The following is a 15,932-nucleotide window of genomic DNA, read 5'->3' as shown; positions in this document are numbered from 1 at the left end:
GTACGGCGCGTGGGGCGCCCGGAAAGGGGCGCGGAGATGTCGTCGACGTGCGGCCGCCGCCGCTCGGGCACGACGCCCGGCGTCACCGCATCCGGGTGGCCCACTCCTGCACCTTGGCGATCCGCTGCCGCAGCTGCCCGGCCGTCGCCTCCGCGCTCGGCGGTCCGCCGCACACCCGCCGCAGCTCGGTGTGGATGACCCCGTGCGGCTTGCCGCTCTGGTGGACGTAGGCGCTGACCATGGTGTTGAGCTGCTTGCGCAGCTCCATCATCTCCTTGTGCGAGACGACGGGCCGCCGCTCGGCGGGCAGCTCCAGGAGGTCCGCCTCGCTGTCCGGCTTCTTGCGGCTGTGCGCGATCTGCCGGGCCTGCCGCTTCTGGAGGAGCAGCTGCACCTGGTCGGGCTCCAGCAGCCCGGGAATGCCGAGGTAGTCCTGCTCCTCCTCGCTGCCCGGGTGCGCCTGCATGCCGAACTCGGCGCCGTCGTAGAGGACCCGGTCGAAGACGGCCTCGGACTCCAGCGCCTCGAAGGAGAACTGCTCCTGCTCGCCGGTGTCCTCGTCCTGCTCCTTGTTCGCCTCCTCCATCTCCTTCTCGGACTCGGCGTACGGGTCGTCCTCGCCCTCCTTCTTCGGCTTGTCGAGGGCGTGGTCCCGTTCCACCTCCATCTCGTTGGCGAAGGTGAGCAGGTCGGGGACGGTCGGCAGGAAGACGGACGCGGTCTCGCCGCGGCGGCGGGACCGCACGAAACGGCCGACGGCCTGGGCGAAGAAGAGCGGGGTGGAGATGGTGGTGGCGTAGACGCCGACGGCGAGCCGGGGCACGTCGACGCCCTCGGACACCATCCGGACCGCCACCATCCAACGGTCGTCGCTGCCGCTGAAGTCGTCGATCCGCTTGGAGGCGCCCGCGTCGTCGGAGAGCACCAGGGTCGCCTTGGTGCCGGTGATCTCGCGGATCAGCTTGGCGTACGCGCGCGCGGACTCCTGGTCGGAGGCGATGACGAGGGCGCCCGCGTCCGGGATGGCCTTCCTGACCTCGGTCAGCCGCTGGTCGGCGGCGCGCAGCACGCTCGGCATCCACTCGCCGCGCGGGTCGAGGGCCGTGCGCCAGGCCTGGCTGATCGCGTCCTTGGTCATGGGCTCGCCGAGCCGGGCCGCGATCTCGTCGCCCGCCTTGGTGCGCCAGCGCATGTTGCCGCTGTAGGAGAGGAAGATGACCGGGCGGACGACGTGGTCGGCGAGGGCGTTGCCGTAGCCGTAGGTGTAGTCGGCGGCCGACCTGCGGATCCCGTCGTTGCCCTCCTCGTACGTCACGAAGGGGATCGGGTTGGTGTCCGACCGGAAGGGCGTTCCGGTGAGCGCGAGACGTCGGGTGGCCGGCTCGAAGGCCTCCAGGCAGGCCTCGCCCCAGGACTTGGAGTCACCGGCGTGGTGGATCTCGTCGAGGATGACGAGGGTCTTGCGCTGCTCGACGCGGTTGCGGTGCAGCATGGGCCGCACGCCGACGCCGGCGTAGGTGACCGCGACGCCGTGGTAGTCCTTGCCGAGCGGACCCGCGCTGTACTCGGGGTCCAGCTTGATCCCTATCCGCGCCGCCGCCTCGGCCCACTGCTTCTTCAGGTGCTCGGTCGGCGCGACCACGGTCACCTGCTGCACGACGTGGTGGTGCAGCAGCCAGGAGGCGAGGGTCAGCGCGAAGGTGGTCTTGCCGGCGCCGGGGGTGGCGACGGCGAGGAAGTCGCGCGGCTGCTCCTGGACGTACTTCTCCATCGCCCCTTGCTGCCAGGCACGCAGCTTGCTGGCGGTACCCCAGGGGGCGCGGCCGGGGAAGGCCGGGGAGAGGTGGTGCGAGGAGGAGGCGGCGGTGGTAGTCACGGTCTCCGTACAGGGGTCGAGCGGGACGGACGGGTCGGCTACGTATGACAACCGGGCCACCCTACCGGCGGCTCGGCTGGGTCAACGCGCGGACAGGCCCGGGTCCCCCCTGGGTGGGACCGACGTCACACGGGCACCGGACGTCCCGGCACCGGCCCCGCTCGTACCGGTCACCGACCGTTGTCGCGGGTCACCGGTCCTCGTCCTCCAGGTGTTCTGGAAGGCCGGCAGGCACGCCACCACCTCGGGGACCTCGCGCACCCCCGCCTCCCGCGGCGCCTGCCGCACCTCCGCCGTCGGCAGGACGTTCGCGAGGGCGGCCGGCGTCTCGGCCCCGGTGCGGGCGACCAGCTCCGCGCAGGTCTCCTCCGACCTCCAGCAGGCGATCCTGCGCGCGGTCGTCTCCGGGGAGACGCGGAGCTGACGTTCGGACTGGCACCGCGGCGGGATCCGGCCCTCGGCTTCCGGGCATACGTCGAATACTCGGCGGACCTGTGGGACAGGAACTCGGCGGAGCGCATCCTCGACTCCTACCTGTCCGTCCTCGACGACCTGTGCGACTGCCCCGACCGTGCCGTCGGCGAGCTGCTCGCCCCCCACCACACCCGGAGAGGCATCACCGCATGACCAAGGCCATCGATCCCACGCACAACGAAGACCTCCTCGCCTTCCTGGAAGCCGCCTCCTCGCCGTACCACGCGGTGGCACAGGCCGTGCAGCGCCTGGAGAAGGCGGGGTTCGAGGAACTGCGCGAGACCGAGGAGTGGACCGGTCACAGCGGCGGCCGGTTCGTCGTACGCGGCGGCGCGCTGCTCGCCTGGTACGTCCCCGAGGGCGCGCCCGCGCACACGCCGTTCCGGATCATCGGCGCCCACACCGACTCCCCCAACCTGCGGGTCAAACCCACCCCCGACACGGGTACGGCGGGCTGGCGGCAGGTCGCCGTGGAGATCTACGGCGGGGTCCCGCTGAACACCTGGCTCGACCGCGACCTCGGTGTCTCGGGCCGGCTGACGCTGCGCGACGGCACCGCGAAGCTGGTCAAGATCGACGAACCCCTGCTGCGGGTACCGCAGTTGGCGATCCACCTCGACCGCACGGTGAACGAGGGCCTGTCCCTGGACCGCCAGCGTCAGCTCCAGCCCGTGTGGTCGCTGGGCCGGCCCGAGCCGGGCGCGCTGCTGCGGCGGATCGCGGCCGACGCCGGTGTCGCGGAGGCCGACGTGCTCGGCTGGGACCTGATGCTGCACGACGTGCAGAAGCCCGGACTGCTGGGCGCGCAGCGGGAGTTCCTGGTCTCGGCGCGGCTGGACAACCTCGTCTCCGTGCACGCGGGCGCCGCCACGCTGGCCGCCGTCGCGCAGTCCTGGCCGGCGCGCGCCGAACGCATCCCGGTGCTCGCCGCGTTCGACCACGAGGAGGTCGGCTCCGGCTCCGAGACCGGCGCGCAGGGCCCGCTCCTGGAACGGGTCCTGGGCCGGGTGGTGAGCGCCCGGGGCGGCGGTGCCGAGGACTGGGCGCGGGCGCTCGCGGGCACCATCTGCGTCTCGTCCGACATGTCCCACGCGGTGCACCCCAACTACAGCGAGCGGCACGACCCGGACAACCACCCGCTGCCCAACGCCGGCCCGGTGATCAAGGTCAACGTCAACCAGCGGTACGCCACCGACGGCACCGGCTACGCCGCGTTCGCCGCCGCCGCCGAGCGGGCCGAGGTGCCCTGGCAGCGGTTCGTGTCCCACAACACCATGCCCTGCGGCACCTCGATCGGGCCGATCACCGCGGCCCGGCTGGGCGTGACCACGGTGGACGTCGGCGTGCCGGGGCTGTCCATGCACTCCTCGCGCGAGCTGTGCGGGGCGGCGGACCCCGGGTATCTGACCCGGGCGCTGAGGGAGTTCGTCGCGGCGGACTGAGGCGCGCGGGCGCGCGGGAACCGGCGGGCACATCCATGGCGTACGGCGGAAAGGCGGAAGGTGTCCTCGAGGAACGTGACCCTGGCAGGGGCCGACCCGGAGCGGGCCGCACTGCGGGTTCTGATCGTGCCGCACGCGGGAGCGGGCGCGGCGAGCGGGCAGCCGTTCGCCGCGCACGCTCCGGGGCGACTGGCTGGTGGCGACGGCCCGGCTGCCCGGCCGGGAGTCGCGGGTCCGGGAGGCCGGCGCCGACCTCGACGCGCTCACCGCGGACGTCGCCGCCGCCGTCCGGGACCTGCCGGGCTCCGGCGCCCCTGCTGGTGGTCGGGGTGTGCTCGGGTGCCGTGATCGCGCTGGAGACCCTGCGGCGCTCGGCGCCGTCCGGGGTCGCGGGCCTCGCGGTGGTGGCGCAGTGGGCGGGGCGCGGTCGTGCGGACCGTCACCCGGCTCAGGGAGCGCCTGACCGCGCAGATCCCGCCGGCGGCCCCGCTGCGGGAGCCGACGGTCCGGGGGTTCGCCGAGCAGGTACGGCGGCTCACGCGCCCCGCGGACCGGCCTACCGCTCGCTGACCGGCCCCTCGTCCGCAGGCCGTTCCCTGAGGCGGGTCGTCACCCACGCCCCGAGCAGCGCCACCGCCGCCATCGGCAGGAACACCGCGGCGAAGGCGGCCGGATGCGAGCCGGTGGCCTCCGTCGCCGTATGACTGACCGTGCCCCCGCCGAGGGCGGCGAAGGCGGCGCCGCCCGTCGACAGCAGGACGACGTTGGCCAGGGCGTCGGAGATCTGCAGGGCGGCGGAGTTGGTGCCCGCCTCGGCCGGGGCGGAGAGCTGGAGCAGCAGCACGCTGGTGGAGGCGATCACCAGCCCCATGCCGAAGCAGCCGAAGCCCCAGGCCACGGCCAGGGTCCAGACGGGCACCGCGGTGATCAGCACGCTCGGCGCGGCGGCGATGGACGCGGCGACCAGGACCATGCCCAGCGTCATCAGCCGCTGCCGGTAGGGCTCCACCCGGGGCCGTGACTGCACCCACGAGCCCAGCGCCCAGGTGAGACCGCCCGCGGCGAGGGAGAACCCGGCGAGCGTCGGGGACAGCCCGCGCTGGGTGACCAGCATCAGCGGGACGAAGGACTCGGCGGCGATGAACGAGCCCGCGGCCACCCCGCGCAACAGCACCACGGAGGGCAGCCCGCGCACCGCCCGGTAGGTGCCGCGCGGGAGCAGCGCGAGCACGGCGGGCACGAGGAGCGCGGCGCCGGCGACGCCGGGGACCAGGGAGAGCAGGCGCAGGTCCTGGGCGGCGTACTGAAGGAGTCCGGCGCCCAGGGAGATGCCGAGGGCGAGCCGGATGCGGCGGCGGTCGAACGCGGAGGTGTCCGTGCCGTCGACCGGTCCGGCGGCCCGGCGTCTGATCTGCGGCAGGGCGAGGGCCAGCGGGAACACGACCAGGGCGGGGATGCCGATGAACACCCAGCGCCAGCCCAGGTGTTCGGTCACCGCGCCCGAGGCGAGCGGTCCCACGATCGACGGCACGATCCAGCCGGCCGCGAACGCCGCCATGATCGCCGGGCGCAGCCGCTCGGGGTAGGCCCGGCCGACGACGACGTACAGGGCGACGATGACCAGTCCGCCGCCGAGGCCCTGCACGGCCCGCCCCAGGATGAACAGCCACATCGCGGTCGCCGTCCCGGACAGCAGCAGCCCCGCGGCGAAGGCGGCGATGCCCGTCGTCAGCGCGCCGAGCGGACCGCGCCGGTCGGACCACTGACCGGCGAGCACCATGCCGAACAGGCTCGTCGTGAAGTACCCCGAGAACGCGAACGCGTACAGCGGGACGCCGTCCAGCTCCCGTGCCGCGACCGGCATCGCCGTACCGACCGCGGTCGCCTCGAACGCGATCAGCAGCACCACCGACACGATCCCGACGCTGAGCGCCCGGTACGAGCGGCCCAGCACCCGCTCCTCGTCGACGGCGGCCGGCTCGGGGGCGAGGTGCGCGGCATGGGTGTCGCGCGGTTCGAGGGCTGTCATGGTCGCCAGCGTAAGGGCCACGACAGGCTTTGACCCCTGTCGGTGGATGGTCCCGCCCCCGGTCTTTGGTCGTACGACCGCGGTCCCACCCCGGTTTGTGAACGGCGCATGGCAGTCCCGTTGCGGCCCCCGCGATTGTCTTGAGCCCGCCCGCGACCGCGCCCTACGGTCTTCTCAAGCAGCTTGGCCGTGTGCCCGAGTGGTTCAGGGAGTCGCCTGCAAAGCGACTTACGCGGGTTCGATTCCCGCCACGGCCTCCACACACCTTCACACCCCCGCGCCGCGGCCTAGGCCGCCGCCAGCACCCCGCCCGCCTCGTTTTGGAACGCCTCCGTCCAGTAGTGCCGGTCGGTGTCCGTGCCGGTCGGGTCCACGGCGGACATGACCTGGAGCACGGTGGCCGCCAGCTGGGCGTAGGGCCCCTCGGACAGCCCGTGGTCCACGCTCCCGTCGAGGGCGCGCTCGTGGTGCAGCAGCCAGAGCGTGAACGCGAGCGTGGAGACGTCGGTGTGCAGCGGGTGGAGGGTGGCCTGCGGCGCGCTCCAGTGCCAGACCGCGCCCGTTGCGCCGTCGATCACCAGGCTGTCGTCCTCGACGAGGCGGCCGAGCCGGATCAGCTGCCCGGCGTCGGCGGGCAGTCGGGCGCCGGGCTCGTCCGCGTGGTGCTCGGCGAGGGTGGACAGCGGGACGTCCGTGTCCAGGTGGAAGAGGACCGCGTCCTCGGGCAGGCCCGTCTCGCGCAGGAAACGGCGGGTGGGTTCATGGGTGAGGGCCGGCGGGAAGTCGACGTCCTCGAAGCGCCACACCTCGCCCTGGCCGAACTCCTGGTGCAGGAGCCGGGCGGGCAGGTCCAGCGCCAGCCCGGACGACCGGCCCGGGCCCGCCGTCAGCGCCAGCGGCCGGATCAGTGCCGTCATCAGCCAGTACGGCGGCACCTCCCCGTCCGTGCCGTCCTCGTAGACAGCGAGCAGCTGACGTGTGGCCTCCGCCGCGACCTGCGGTCCGAAGCGGTCGGCGTAGGAGGCGAACCGCCCGCGCAGTCCCGCCAGTTCCTCCGCCGTCGACGCGAACCCCACCAGCTTCTCCAGCGACGGCGCGAGCGGGCGGCGCTCCATCAGCTCCGGGGTGTCGTACCAGAAGTCGGTCGTGGAGACCTCGCCGGTGACGCCGTCGAGCAGGACCGGCTCGGTCTCCTGGCCCTCGCGGTCGAGCAGCCCGCCTATGACCAGCTGGCCCCGCAGCTCCACGGCGAGGCGGTCCTCGGGGTCGCCGGTCACGTCCGCCACCGTGCGCAGTCCCTCGCGGGCCAGCTCCTCGAAGCTCAGCAGGCCGATCCCGGCGGGCAGTCCGGGGCCCGTCAGCCAGCGGCGCGTCGAGGCGTGCGTGACGAAGGCGTCCAGGTCGTCGTCGGTCAGGGTGATCACCGCGGTCGCGGCGCCGGTCGTGCTCATAGCTCTTCCCCCGTGCGTACAAGCTCACAGTCCCCGAGTGGGGCAGGGCGGATCCTCGCGAGGTCTCACCGCCGTTCCCCACTGCTCGGAGACTACGCGGCACCACTGACAACGCCCTCGGTCATAAGACGCTCGGACCAGCCCGGCGCGTTGCCTCCCCGCCGGGATCTCATCCGCCGTCTCCCCCACCGTCAGCCGTGCGGCCGGCACCTCACGTCAGGTACACGCCGCCGAGCACGACCACGAGCGCCGCCAGCGCGAACACCAGGATCCACAGCAGCAGCTTCCCCGTGCTGGGCGGTGGTTCGTAGCGCTGCGGGTCCCGCGCACTCACGGGGTCGTCACCACGGCGGCCTGCGGACGGATCGGCAGCCGGTTCACCGGGCGCCCGGTTGCCGCGCGCACGGCGGAGGCGATGGCCGCCGGGGACGTCACCACCGGCACCGCGCTGACCGCCTTCGCGCCGAAGGGCGCGACCACGTCCCGCTCCTCGACGAGCTTCACGATCCGGATGTCCGGCGTGTCCAGGGCCGTCGGCAGCGCGTACCCCGTGAGGTCGGGGTGGCGGATCAGACCGCGCGCGGTGCGCAGGTTCTCCGTGAGGGCTATCCCCACGCCCTGGGTGACCCCGGCCTCGATACGGGCCGCGAGCTGGGCCGGGTTCAGGACCCGTCCCACGTCCTGGGCGACGGCGAGTTCGACGACCCGGACCGAGCCGAGCTCGATGTCGACGTCCACCACCGCGCGGATCGCGCAGAAGGCCATGCCCACGAAGGCGTCGCCCTGTCCGGCCTCGTTCAGCGGCTCCGTGGGGTGCGGGCGGCACTGCGCGGTCGCCCACAGCTCCTTGCCCTCCAGCGCCTCGGTGACGGTGGTCGACAGGACGCCGTCGTACGAGGTGATCTTGCCGTCGGTGATCTGGAGCAGCTCGGTGGACATGCCGAACTTGTGCGCGAGGGGCTGTAGGAGCTGGGTGCGGACCATCTTCGCGGCCCGTTCCACCGCGCCGCCCGACACCCACGTGTGGCGGCCGCGGCAGCCCGCGCCGGCCGGGGGCTGGTCGGTGTCCACGGGCGCGACGTGCACCTCGTCGATGCCGAGGGTCTCCTGGACGATCTGGCGGGCCAGCGTGGTGAATCCCTGGCCGGTCTCGACCGCCGCGCACAGGACCGTCGCCACACCGTCGTGGACCTTCACGGTGGCCGTGGAGACCTCGTCGGCGCCCTCAGCGCCGAGCATGTGCACCATGCCCAGGCCGTAGCCCACCCCGCGGCGGACCGCGCCGGGTTCGCCCGCGCCCTCGGGGCCGCCGGGCAGCAGCCACTCGTCCTCGGGGGTGTCCTTGGGCAGCGGCGGCAGCGGGAAGTCCCGTACGGCCTGGAGGAGTTCGGCGACCGGCGCGGGGCAGGTCACCGTCTGGCCCGTGGGGAGCACGTCACCCGTGGCGAGCGCGTTGCGCAGGCGCAGCTCCGCCGGGTCCACGCCGAGCTTCTTGGCGAGCTTGTCCATCTGCGCCTCGTAGGCGGCGCACACCTGCATGGCGCCCTCGCCGCGCACATGGCCGGAGGGCGGGTTGTTGGTGCGCACGGCCCAGCCCTCGATGAAGGCGTTCGGGACGACGTACGGGCCGCACGCGAAGCCCACGGCGGCGGCGAGGGCCTCGGCGGAGGTGTCGGCGTAGGCGCCCGCGTCGAGCAGGATCTGCGCCTCGACCTTCACCAGCCTGCCCTCGGCGTCCGCGTGGTGGCGGTACCGGAGCAGCGTCGGGTGGCGGTGCGCGTGGCCGAGGAAGGACTCCTCGCGCGTGGCGGTGAGTTTGACCGGGCAGCCGGTCCGAAGCGCCAGCAGGCCCAGCGGGAGCTGGACGCCCTGGTCCTCGCGGTCGGCGGTGGCGCCGGGGACACCGGTGACGACGATCTTGACGCGCTCGGGTTCCAGGCCGTAGCAGGCGGCGGCGGTGTCCCGGTCGGCGTGCGGGTCGGTGGAGGCCAGGTACAGCTCGACGCCACCGTCCGGGCGCGGCACGGCGAGGCCGGCCTCGGCGCCGATGGGGGCGGGGTCCTGACGGCCGATGCGGTACTGGCCCTCGACGACGACCTCGCCGGTCACCGACGGGTCGCCGTGGTGCAGCGGGATGTGCCGGATCAGGTTGCCGTCGGCGTGCAGCGGCTCGGCCTCGAAGGCCTGCTCGGGGTCGGTCACCGGGTCGAGCACCTCGTACTCGACGATGACGGCCGCGGCGGCCATCCGCGCGGTGTCGGGGTGGTCGGCGGCGACGGCGGCGATGGGCTCGCCGTGGTGGCGTACGACCTCGGAGGCGAAGACCGGGCGGTCGGCCTTGCCGCGGCCGTGCACCGGGCTGCCGGGGACGTCCTCGTGGGTGACGACCGCGCGGACGCCGGGCATCTCGCGCGCGTGGGAGGTGTCGATGGACACGATGCGCGCGTGCGCGTGCGGGGAGCGCAGCACGGCCGCCCACAGCAGGCCCTCGGCCCACAGGTCGGCCGCGTAGGGGAAGGTGCCCTCGGTCTTGGCCCGGGCGTCGGCGGCCGGCAGGGAGGCGCCGAGGCCGTGCGGGATCGGTTCGGGGGCGGGGGCTGCCTCCGCGGGGGTGGGCGCGGTGGCGGCTTCGTTGCTCACGCCTGGCCTCCGTCCTGTCCGTACGCCTGGTTGTGCGGCTCGAACGCCGACGGGTTGACCCCGCCGGCGCCGGGACCCGCCTGGTGGGGAATACGCGCCTCGTCGGCGTTCGACTCGGAGTTCCCCGCGGAATGCGCCTCGCGCTCCGCGACGACCTCCTTGACGGCGTCGACGACGCCCCGGTAGCCGGAGCAGCGGCACAGGTTGCCGCACAGCGCCTGGCGGGTCTCCAGCTCGGTCGGCGCCGGGTTGCCCTCCAGCAGGTCGTGCACGGTCATCGCCATGCCGGGCACGCAGAACCCGCACTGCACGGCGCCGCACCGGGCGAGCGCGCGCTGCACGTCGGAGGGCTGTCCGTCCTCGGCGAGGCCCTCGACGGTACGGACCTCGCTGCCGGCGGCGGTGACGGCCGGGACCAGGCAGGAGGCGACGAGCCGCCCGTCCACCTGGACGTTGCAGGCCCCGCACTCGCCCTGCGAGCAGCCGTCCTTGGCGCCCGCGAGGCCGAGCCGCTCGCGCAGGACGTAGAGCAGCGACTCGCCGATCCAGGCGTCGGCGACGGGGCGTTCGACGCCGTTGACGCGCAGGACGTAGGAGGCGAGGGGGTGTTCCTCGCCGGGGAGCGCGGGGGCGGGCTCGTCCTCGGAGGGGACGGCGGCCTCGGGGTCGGCCGCGGGCTCGTCGGCGGAGTCCGGCGCGGCCTCGCCCTCGTCGTCGGCCGGGGCGTGCTCCGCGTGCGGCTCGGCGGCCGTCTCAGCGCCCTCCAGGGCCTCTTGGGCGCCCTCGGGCCCCTCCGCCGCCACCGCGGCCTCACCGGGGCCGCGAGCGGGCTGTGAGGCGGCGGGGACGGGGGCGTCCGGGAGCGGCTCGGCGGGGGCGTGGCCGTGCTCGGGGTCCGCCCCCTCGTGTGCGGGGGCGTCCGGCGCGGTCCGGTCCGGGGCGTCCTCGGGCGCGAGGGCACCGGGGTGCGCGGCGGGCGGCACGTGCGCGTGGACGTCCGCGGCGGCGTGCGGAGGCGTGTCACCGGCGGGCACGTGCGCGTGCCCGTCACCGACGGACCCGGCGTGCTCGGACCCTGCGTGCTCAGGTCCGCCGTGCTCGGGCCCTGCGTGCTCGGATCCGCTGTACTCCGGCCCTGCGTGCTCGGGCCCTGCGTGCTCGGATCCGCCGTATTCCGGCCCTCCGTGCTCGGGCCCGGCATGCTCCGGCCCGCCGTACCCGGGATCGCCGTACTCAGGTCCGGCGTGCTCCGGGCCGCCGTACTCCGGTCCGGCGTGCTCCGGAGCGGTGTCCGGTGGCTGCGTCCCCCACGGCTGCCCCGTCTGCGTGGCCCAGGGCGCGGACGCGCCGCCGGGCAGCGTGGCCGGAGGTGTGCCGCCCCACTGCTCGACCAGGGACGAGGTGGTGAACTCGCCCGATTCGTCCGGAAGATCACCGTTAGCCACGGGGATCGACCACTGCCCGGTCACATCGTGACCCGGCGCGGGAGCGGCCTCCGTGTGCTCCGCGTGCCCTGTCTGCTCCGCGTGCCCTGTCTGCTCCGCGTGCCCGGTGTGCTCCGCGTGCCCGGTGTGCTCCGCGTGCTCTGTCTGCTCCGTGTGTTCCCCGAAGGTCCACTGCCCGGTCGCCCCGGGGTGGTACGCGAACCGGTCGCCGGCGACCGGCACCGCGTTCGGGTCGGGCCACTGGGTGCCGTCCGCCGGCACCGCCCAGGTGCCGGTGGCCGCCGGGTCGGTGCCGACGGGGCCACCGAGGCCGGCCTCTATCTGCGGCGGCACGTACCCGTGGCCGGGCGCGGCCAGCGGGCTGTCAGAGGCCAGCAGCGCGTCGATGCCGCCCTCGGGGAGCTTCACGAAGGCGGTGGCACCGTCGTCGTAGTCGCCCTGGGGCAGCGGGTCCCAGCGACCGCCGCCCTGGGGCGTGCCCTCTCCGTGCCGGTCGTCGGTCACGACAGCGCCCTCCCCAGTGCTCGTCGGGCCAGCGCGGCGACGGTGCGCCGCAGGTGCAGTACGGCGGGCGGGAGCTGCTCCACGGAGCCGTCCTCGGCCGGTACCGGGTCGGGGATGCAGGCCGCGGCCACGTACTCGCCGAAGGCGTGCAGCGCCTCCGGGACGAGCGCGCGGTTGTTGTCCCAGTCGATCAGCCGGCCGACCCACTGCTCGGCGTCCAGGGGCCTGAGCGGCATCGGCGCTATGGCCCCGACGGCGCACCTGACGCCACGCCGGGCGGGGTCGAGGACGAGCGCGACGGAGGCCATCGCCCGGCCGGGGCCGGTACGCCCGGTGGCCTTGAGGAAGACCTGCGGCGCGTGCAGCAGCGGCACGCGCACGAAGCCGATGAGTTCGCCGGCGCGCAGCATCTCCATGCCGGCCAGCAGGTGCGACACCGGGATCTCGCGGCGGACCCCGCCCGCGCCCGCGATGATCAGCGTCGCCTCCAGGGCGGCCAGCACCGGGAGGGCGTCCCCGGTCGGTGCGGCCGTGGCGATGTTGCCGCCGAGGGTGCCCGCGTTGCGGATCTGCGGCGGGCCGGCCGCGCGCGCCGAGGCGGCGAGCGCGGGGATCAGGGCGGCGAAGTCGGGGCGGCCCATGCGCGCGTGCGTGAGCCCGGCGCCGAGCAGCGCGTGCCCGTCCTGGTACTGCCAGCCACGGATCTCGCTGATGCGGCCGAGGCCCACCAGTGCGGCGGGCCTGAGCTGGCCGGAGTTGACCGCGGCCATGAGGTCGGTGCCGCCCGCGACGGGCACGGCGGCGGGCATGGCGGTCAGGGCCGCCACCGCCTCGTCCAGTGTCGTGGGCAGCGTGACGGCCTGCGCCGCCTGCGGTGCGTGCGTGGTCAAACCGGCTGCCCCTTCCCGCTGCCCCACCTGGTCCCAGCTGGTCCCGCCTGTTGCTGCCGTACGGTACGTGCTGACAGGGCGGACGTGGCAACTCTGGCACATCTTCGCAGGGGCCGAAGACAGGGGTCCGCTAGGAGGCATTCGCCCATGTCGTCGGGGAGATGGTCCGTTTTCGTCCGGCATCACCGGTGCGCACGGATTGACACTCTTCGGTGATGCTTGCGAGGGTTTTCCGCTCCCTGTTCGGAGGTTCCGCTACCTGTTCGGGGGCGCCCCCTCGATCGGCCGGCCCAGCACGCCCGGGCGCTTCTGCCAGGGCAACGGCCCGGTGGGCGGACGGTAGGAGACGCCCAGGGCGTCAAGTCGCCCGTAGTGCCGCTCCATTCGCCGCTCGAAGTCGGCGAAGTCCCGTTCGGCCGGGGCGGGCAGGTCGCTCCAGGCGACCTCGGCGAAGGCCGAAAGCCGGGGAAAGACCTGGTAGTCCACGCGCGCGTGGCCCTCCATCACCTCGGTCCACACCTGGGCCTGGGTCCCGAGCACATGCTCCGCCTGCGCCGGCGTCAGCTCCGGTGGGACGGGTTCGAAGCGGTACACGTCCTCCAGGGTGCGGACATGGCCGAGAGGGACCGGCTCGTCCGGCCCTTCGTGCTGGCGATGATCCAAGTACACCTGCTGCTCAGGGCACATGACGACGTCGTGGCCCGCGCGCGCGGCCGTCACCCCGCCCGCGTAGCCGCGCCAGGAGGACACGGCCGCGCCCGGCGCCAGACCCCCGTCCAGGATCTCGTCCCAGCCGATGAGCCGGCGCCCGCGCGCGGAGAGCCATGTGCCGAAGTGCCCGATGAACCACGCCTGGAGGCCGTCCTCGTCACCGACGCCGAGTTCCTTGATGCGCGCCTGTGCGGTGGGTGAGGCCCGCCACTGGTCCTTGGGGCATTCGTCGCCGCCGACGTGCACGAACTCACCCGGGAACAGCTCCAGGACCTCCTCGAGGACGCCCTCGTAGAAGCGCAGGGTGGTGTCGGTGGGGGCGAGGACGTTGGCCGAGATGCCCCAGGTGTCCCAGACGGAGAGGGAACTGGTGTCGATGACATCGGTGTTGCCGAGTTCCGGGTACGCGGCGATCGCGGCCTGCGAGTGTCCGGGGACGTCGATCTCGGGGACGACGGTGATGTGCCGCTCGGCGGCGTAGGCCACGATCTCCCGGATGTCGTCCTGGGTGTAGTAGCCGCCGTGCGGCTTCTCCTCCCACAGCGGAGAGGCCCGATGGCCGAATTTCGTACGCGCCCGCCAGGAGCCGACCTCGGTCAGCCGGGGGTGCCTCCTGATCTCGATCCGCCACCCCTGGTCGTCCGTCAGGTGGAGGTGGAGGACGTTGAGTTTGTGGGCGGCCATCAGGTCGAGGTAGCGCAGGACCCCGTCCGTGGGCATGAAGTGCCGGGCGACGTCGAGCAGGAGGCCGCGCCAGCGGAAGCGGGGCGCGTCGCGGACGGTGACCGCGGGCACCTCCCAGACCCGCCGGGCGGTGACCGGCGCCCGGCGGAAGGCCGCCGGTCCGAGCAACTGACGGAAGGTCTGGGCGCCGTAGAAGACACCGGCCGCGCTGCCGCCCCGGATCAGCAACCCGGTGTCGCCGAGGGCGAGGTGGTAGCCCTCCGGGGGCAGGTCCGGCTCGATGCCCAGCACCAGCGGGGACGCGTTCTCGCCGCCGTCCGGCAGGGGGCAGCCGGTCGCCGCGCCGACGGTCGCCCGCAGCCAGCGCGCGACGCCCTCGGTGCCCGGCCCGGCCAGCAGCCGCGTCCGCTCGTCGAGCCACCCGGGGCCGGACGAGGTCCGGGTGACGTGCCGAGGTGCGGGAATCAGTTCCACCAGTCAGTCCTTTACCGCTCCACCACGCCCATGCGTTGCAACATACGCAACGACGGGTTTCGCTCCGCACAACGGAGGCTAGGGAGTGCGGCAACTCGCCCACAAGAGGTCTCCACCACTCCGTGACGGCAAAGGCCCCCGAGGGACAGCACAAAGGCCCCCGAGGCACGTCGAAACGCGCCCGGGGGCCTCGCGACATCCGATCAGGCGGGCAGGCCCGGCGGAGGGCCTACTTGTCGCCGCCGCCCTTGCCGTCGCCGTCCCCGCCGGCACCCATGGACTCGTAGATCTCCTTGCACATGGGACACACGGGGTACTTCTTCGGGTCGCGGCCCGGCACCCAGACCTTGCCGCACAGCGCCACGACGGGGGTGCCGTCGAGGGCGCTCGCCATGATCTTGTCCTTCTGGACGTAGTGGGCGAAGCGCTCGTGGTCACCGTCGCCGTGGGACACCTGCGGCGTCGGCTCTACGAGGGTCCCCGTACCAGTCCCGCGCTGCGGCTGGGTCTCAGGCTCAAGAGTGCTCATAAAGGCAAGCGTACTGAAGCTCACACGCATCAGTTCAGCGAAGGGTCGTCCGGGTACGTGGCCACCATCGCCAGCTCGTTGCGCTGGCGGCGCAGGACCTCGCGCCACAGTCTCTCGGGGGCCGGGGAGGAGACGTCGCCGGGCTCGGACTCGACGACGTACCAGGCGCCCTCGACGAGCTCGTCCTCCAGCTGACCGGGGCCCCAGCCCGCGTACCCGGCGAAGATCCGCAGCGACCCCAGGGCCGAGGCGAGCAGTTCCGGCGGGGCCTCCAGGTCGACCAGACCGATCGCGCCGTGCACCCGGCGCCAGCCCAGCGGGGCCCGCTCGCCGGACGCCCCGCCCGGGATGACGGCGACGCCGAGCGCGGAGTCGAGGGAGACCGGGCCGCCCTGGAAGACCACACCGGGCTCACCGGTGAGGTCCGCCCAGCCCTCCAGGATGTCGCCGACGTCCACCGGGGTGGGCCGGTTGAGGACGACACCGAGGGAGCCCTCCTCGTCGTGGTCGAGAAGGAGCACCACCGCACGCTCGAAGTTCGGGTCCGCCAGGGCGGGCGTGGCCACGAGCAACCGCCCTGTGAGCGAGGACACCTCGGTCATGCCAGACATGATCCCGCATCTTCCCCGCGCGTGGGGAGGCAATGCCGGTACGACAGGGAATGCAGCTCAGAGCGCAACCGCGCGCCCCGTGCCCGGCGCACACCCCGGTGACCCCATGTGCCCGTCCCTCAACGCCTCGTGTTGTGACACAGCTATGACGTGGCTGAGCCGTCCTCGGGCT

The 15,932-nt window shown here is 73.8% G+C and carries 12 protein-coding genes and 1 tRNA gene; 3 read left to right on the top strand and 10 right to left on the bottom strand.

What is annotated here, in order from left to right:
- Positions 1–82: 82 nt before the first annotated feature.
- Complete coding sequence (locus tag ACZ56U_RS14535; protein WP_469084355.1) at positions 83–1,876, bottom strand: DEAD/DEAH box helicase; 1,794 nt, start codon at positions 1,874–1,876, stop codon at positions 83–85.
- Between the two features lie 211 nt (positions 1,877–2,087).
- Here ACZ56U_RS14535 and ACZ56U_RS14530 point away from each other — a divergent pair, with 211 nt between their 5' ends.
- Complete coding sequence (locus tag ACZ56U_RS14530; protein ID WP_469084354.1) at positions 2,088–2,300, top strand: hypothetical protein; 213 nt, start codon at positions 2,088–2,090, stop codon at positions 2,298–2,300.
- A 199-nt stretch (positions 2,301–2,499) separates the two neighbouring features.
- A complete protein-coding gene (locus ACZ56U_RS14525; protein WP_469084353.1) occupies positions 2,500–3,792 on the top strand; it encodes a M18 family aminopeptidase in 1,293 nt (430 codons plus the stop codon).
- 556 nt (positions 3,793–4,348) lie between these two features.
- On the opposite strand, the gene ACZ56U_RS14520 is transcribed toward ACZ56U_RS14525, so the two are convergent.
- Complete coding sequence (locus tag ACZ56U_RS14520) at positions 4,349–5,821, bottom strand: MFS transporter (protein WP_469084352.1); 1,473 nt, start codon at positions 5,819–5,821, stop codon at positions 4,349–4,351.
- Positions 5,822–6,006: 185 nt separating this feature from the next.
- Here ACZ56U_RS14520 and ACZ56U_RS14515 point away from each other — a divergent pair.
- Positions 6,007–6,081 (top strand) — tRNA-Cys (locus tag ACZ56U_RS14515).
- 27 nt (positions 6,082–6,108) lie between these two features.
- Here the strand turns inward: ACZ56U_RS14515 and ACZ56U_RS14510 are convergent.
- The 8 genes from ACZ56U_RS14510 to ACZ56U_RS14475 form a co-directional block, all read right to left on the bottom strand.
- Positions 6,109–7,272 carry an SUKH-4 family immunity protein gene (locus ACZ56U_RS14510; protein WP_469084351.1) on the bottom strand — a complete coding sequence of 388 codons (1,164 nt, stop codon included), beginning with the start codon at positions 7,270–7,272 and terminating at the stop codon, positions 6,109–6,111.
- 211 nt (positions 7,273–7,483) lie between these two features.
- Positions 7,484–7,606, bottom strand: coding sequence for a hypothetical protein (locus tag ACZ56U_RS14505; RefSeq protein WP_469084350.1), 123 nt, complete (start codon positions 7,604–7,606; stop codon positions 7,484–7,486).
- A complete protein-coding gene (locus ACZ56U_RS14500; RefSeq protein WP_469084349.1) occupies positions 7,603–9,912 on the bottom strand; it encodes a xanthine dehydrogenase family protein molybdopterin-binding subunit in 2,310 nt (769 codons plus the stop codon). Before ACZ56U_RS14500 ends, ACZ56U_RS14505 begins: the two co-directional genes overlap by 4 nt.
- The gene (locus ACZ56U_RS14495; RefSeq protein ID WP_469084348.1) at positions 9,909–11,861 is read right to left on the bottom strand and encodes a (2Fe-2S)-binding protein; all 1,953 of its coding nucleotides are present in this window, start codon (positions 11,859–11,861) and stop codon (positions 9,909–9,911) included. The genes ACZ56U_RS14500 and ACZ56U_RS14495 overlap by 4 nt, the downstream gene beginning before the upstream one ends.
- Positions 11,858–12,751: an FAD binding domain-containing protein gene (locus ACZ56U_RS14490; RefSeq protein WP_469084347.1), complete on the bottom strand. Its 894-nt coding sequence runs from the start codon at positions 12,749–12,751 to the stop codon at positions 11,858–11,860. The genes ACZ56U_RS14495 and ACZ56U_RS14490 overlap by 4 nt, the downstream gene beginning before the upstream one ends.
- Before the next feature lie 255 nt (positions 12,752–13,006).
- Positions 13,007–14,623 (bottom strand): beta-N-acetylhexosaminidase, encoded by a 1,617-nt coding sequence (locus ACZ56U_RS14485; protein ID WP_469084667.1) that lies wholly within the window; start codon positions 14,621–14,623, stop codon positions 13,007–13,009.
- Between the two features lie 226 nt (positions 14,624–14,849).
- A complete protein-coding gene (locus ACZ56U_RS14480) occupies positions 14,850–15,149 on the bottom strand; it encodes a DUF3039 domain-containing protein (RefSeq protein WP_046259009.1) in 300 nt (99 codons plus the stop codon).
- A gap of 29 nt (positions 15,150–15,178) precedes the next feature.
- Positions 15,179–15,751: a YqgE/AlgH family protein gene (locus ACZ56U_RS14475; RefSeq protein ID WP_391236223.1), complete on the bottom strand. Its 573-nt coding sequence runs from the start codon at positions 15,749–15,751 to the stop codon at positions 15,179–15,181.
- Positions 15,752–15,932: the final 181 nt, after the last annotated feature.

The sequence above is a fragment of the Streptomyces sp. NPDC034103 genome (assembly GCF_055575395.1).
The sequence above is the reverse complement of the archived record's forward strand: the minus strand, read 5'-3'. Positions and strand labels throughout refer to the sequence as shown.

Coding starts and splice junctions, on each gene's coding strand:
- ACZ56U_RS14525 (WP_469084353.1), top strand. CDS start 2,500: ATGACCAAGGCCATCGATCCCACGCACAACGAAGACCTCCTCGCCTTC.
- ACZ56U_RS14520 (WP_469084352.1), bottom strand. CDS start 5,821: ATGACAGCCCTCGAACCGCGCGACACCCATGCCGCGCACCTCGCCCCC.
- ACZ56U_RS14510 (WP_469084351.1), bottom strand. CDS start 7,272: ATGAGCACGACCGGCGCCGCGACCGCGGTGATCACCCTGACCGACGAC.
- ACZ56U_RS14480 (WP_046259009.1), bottom strand. CDS start 15,149: ATGAGCACTCTTGAGCCTGAGACCCAGCCGCAGCGCGGGACTGGTACG.
- ACZ56U_RS14475 (WP_391236223.1), bottom strand. CDS start 15,751: ATGACCGAGGTGTCCTCGCTCACAGGGCGGTTGCTCGTGGCCACGCCC.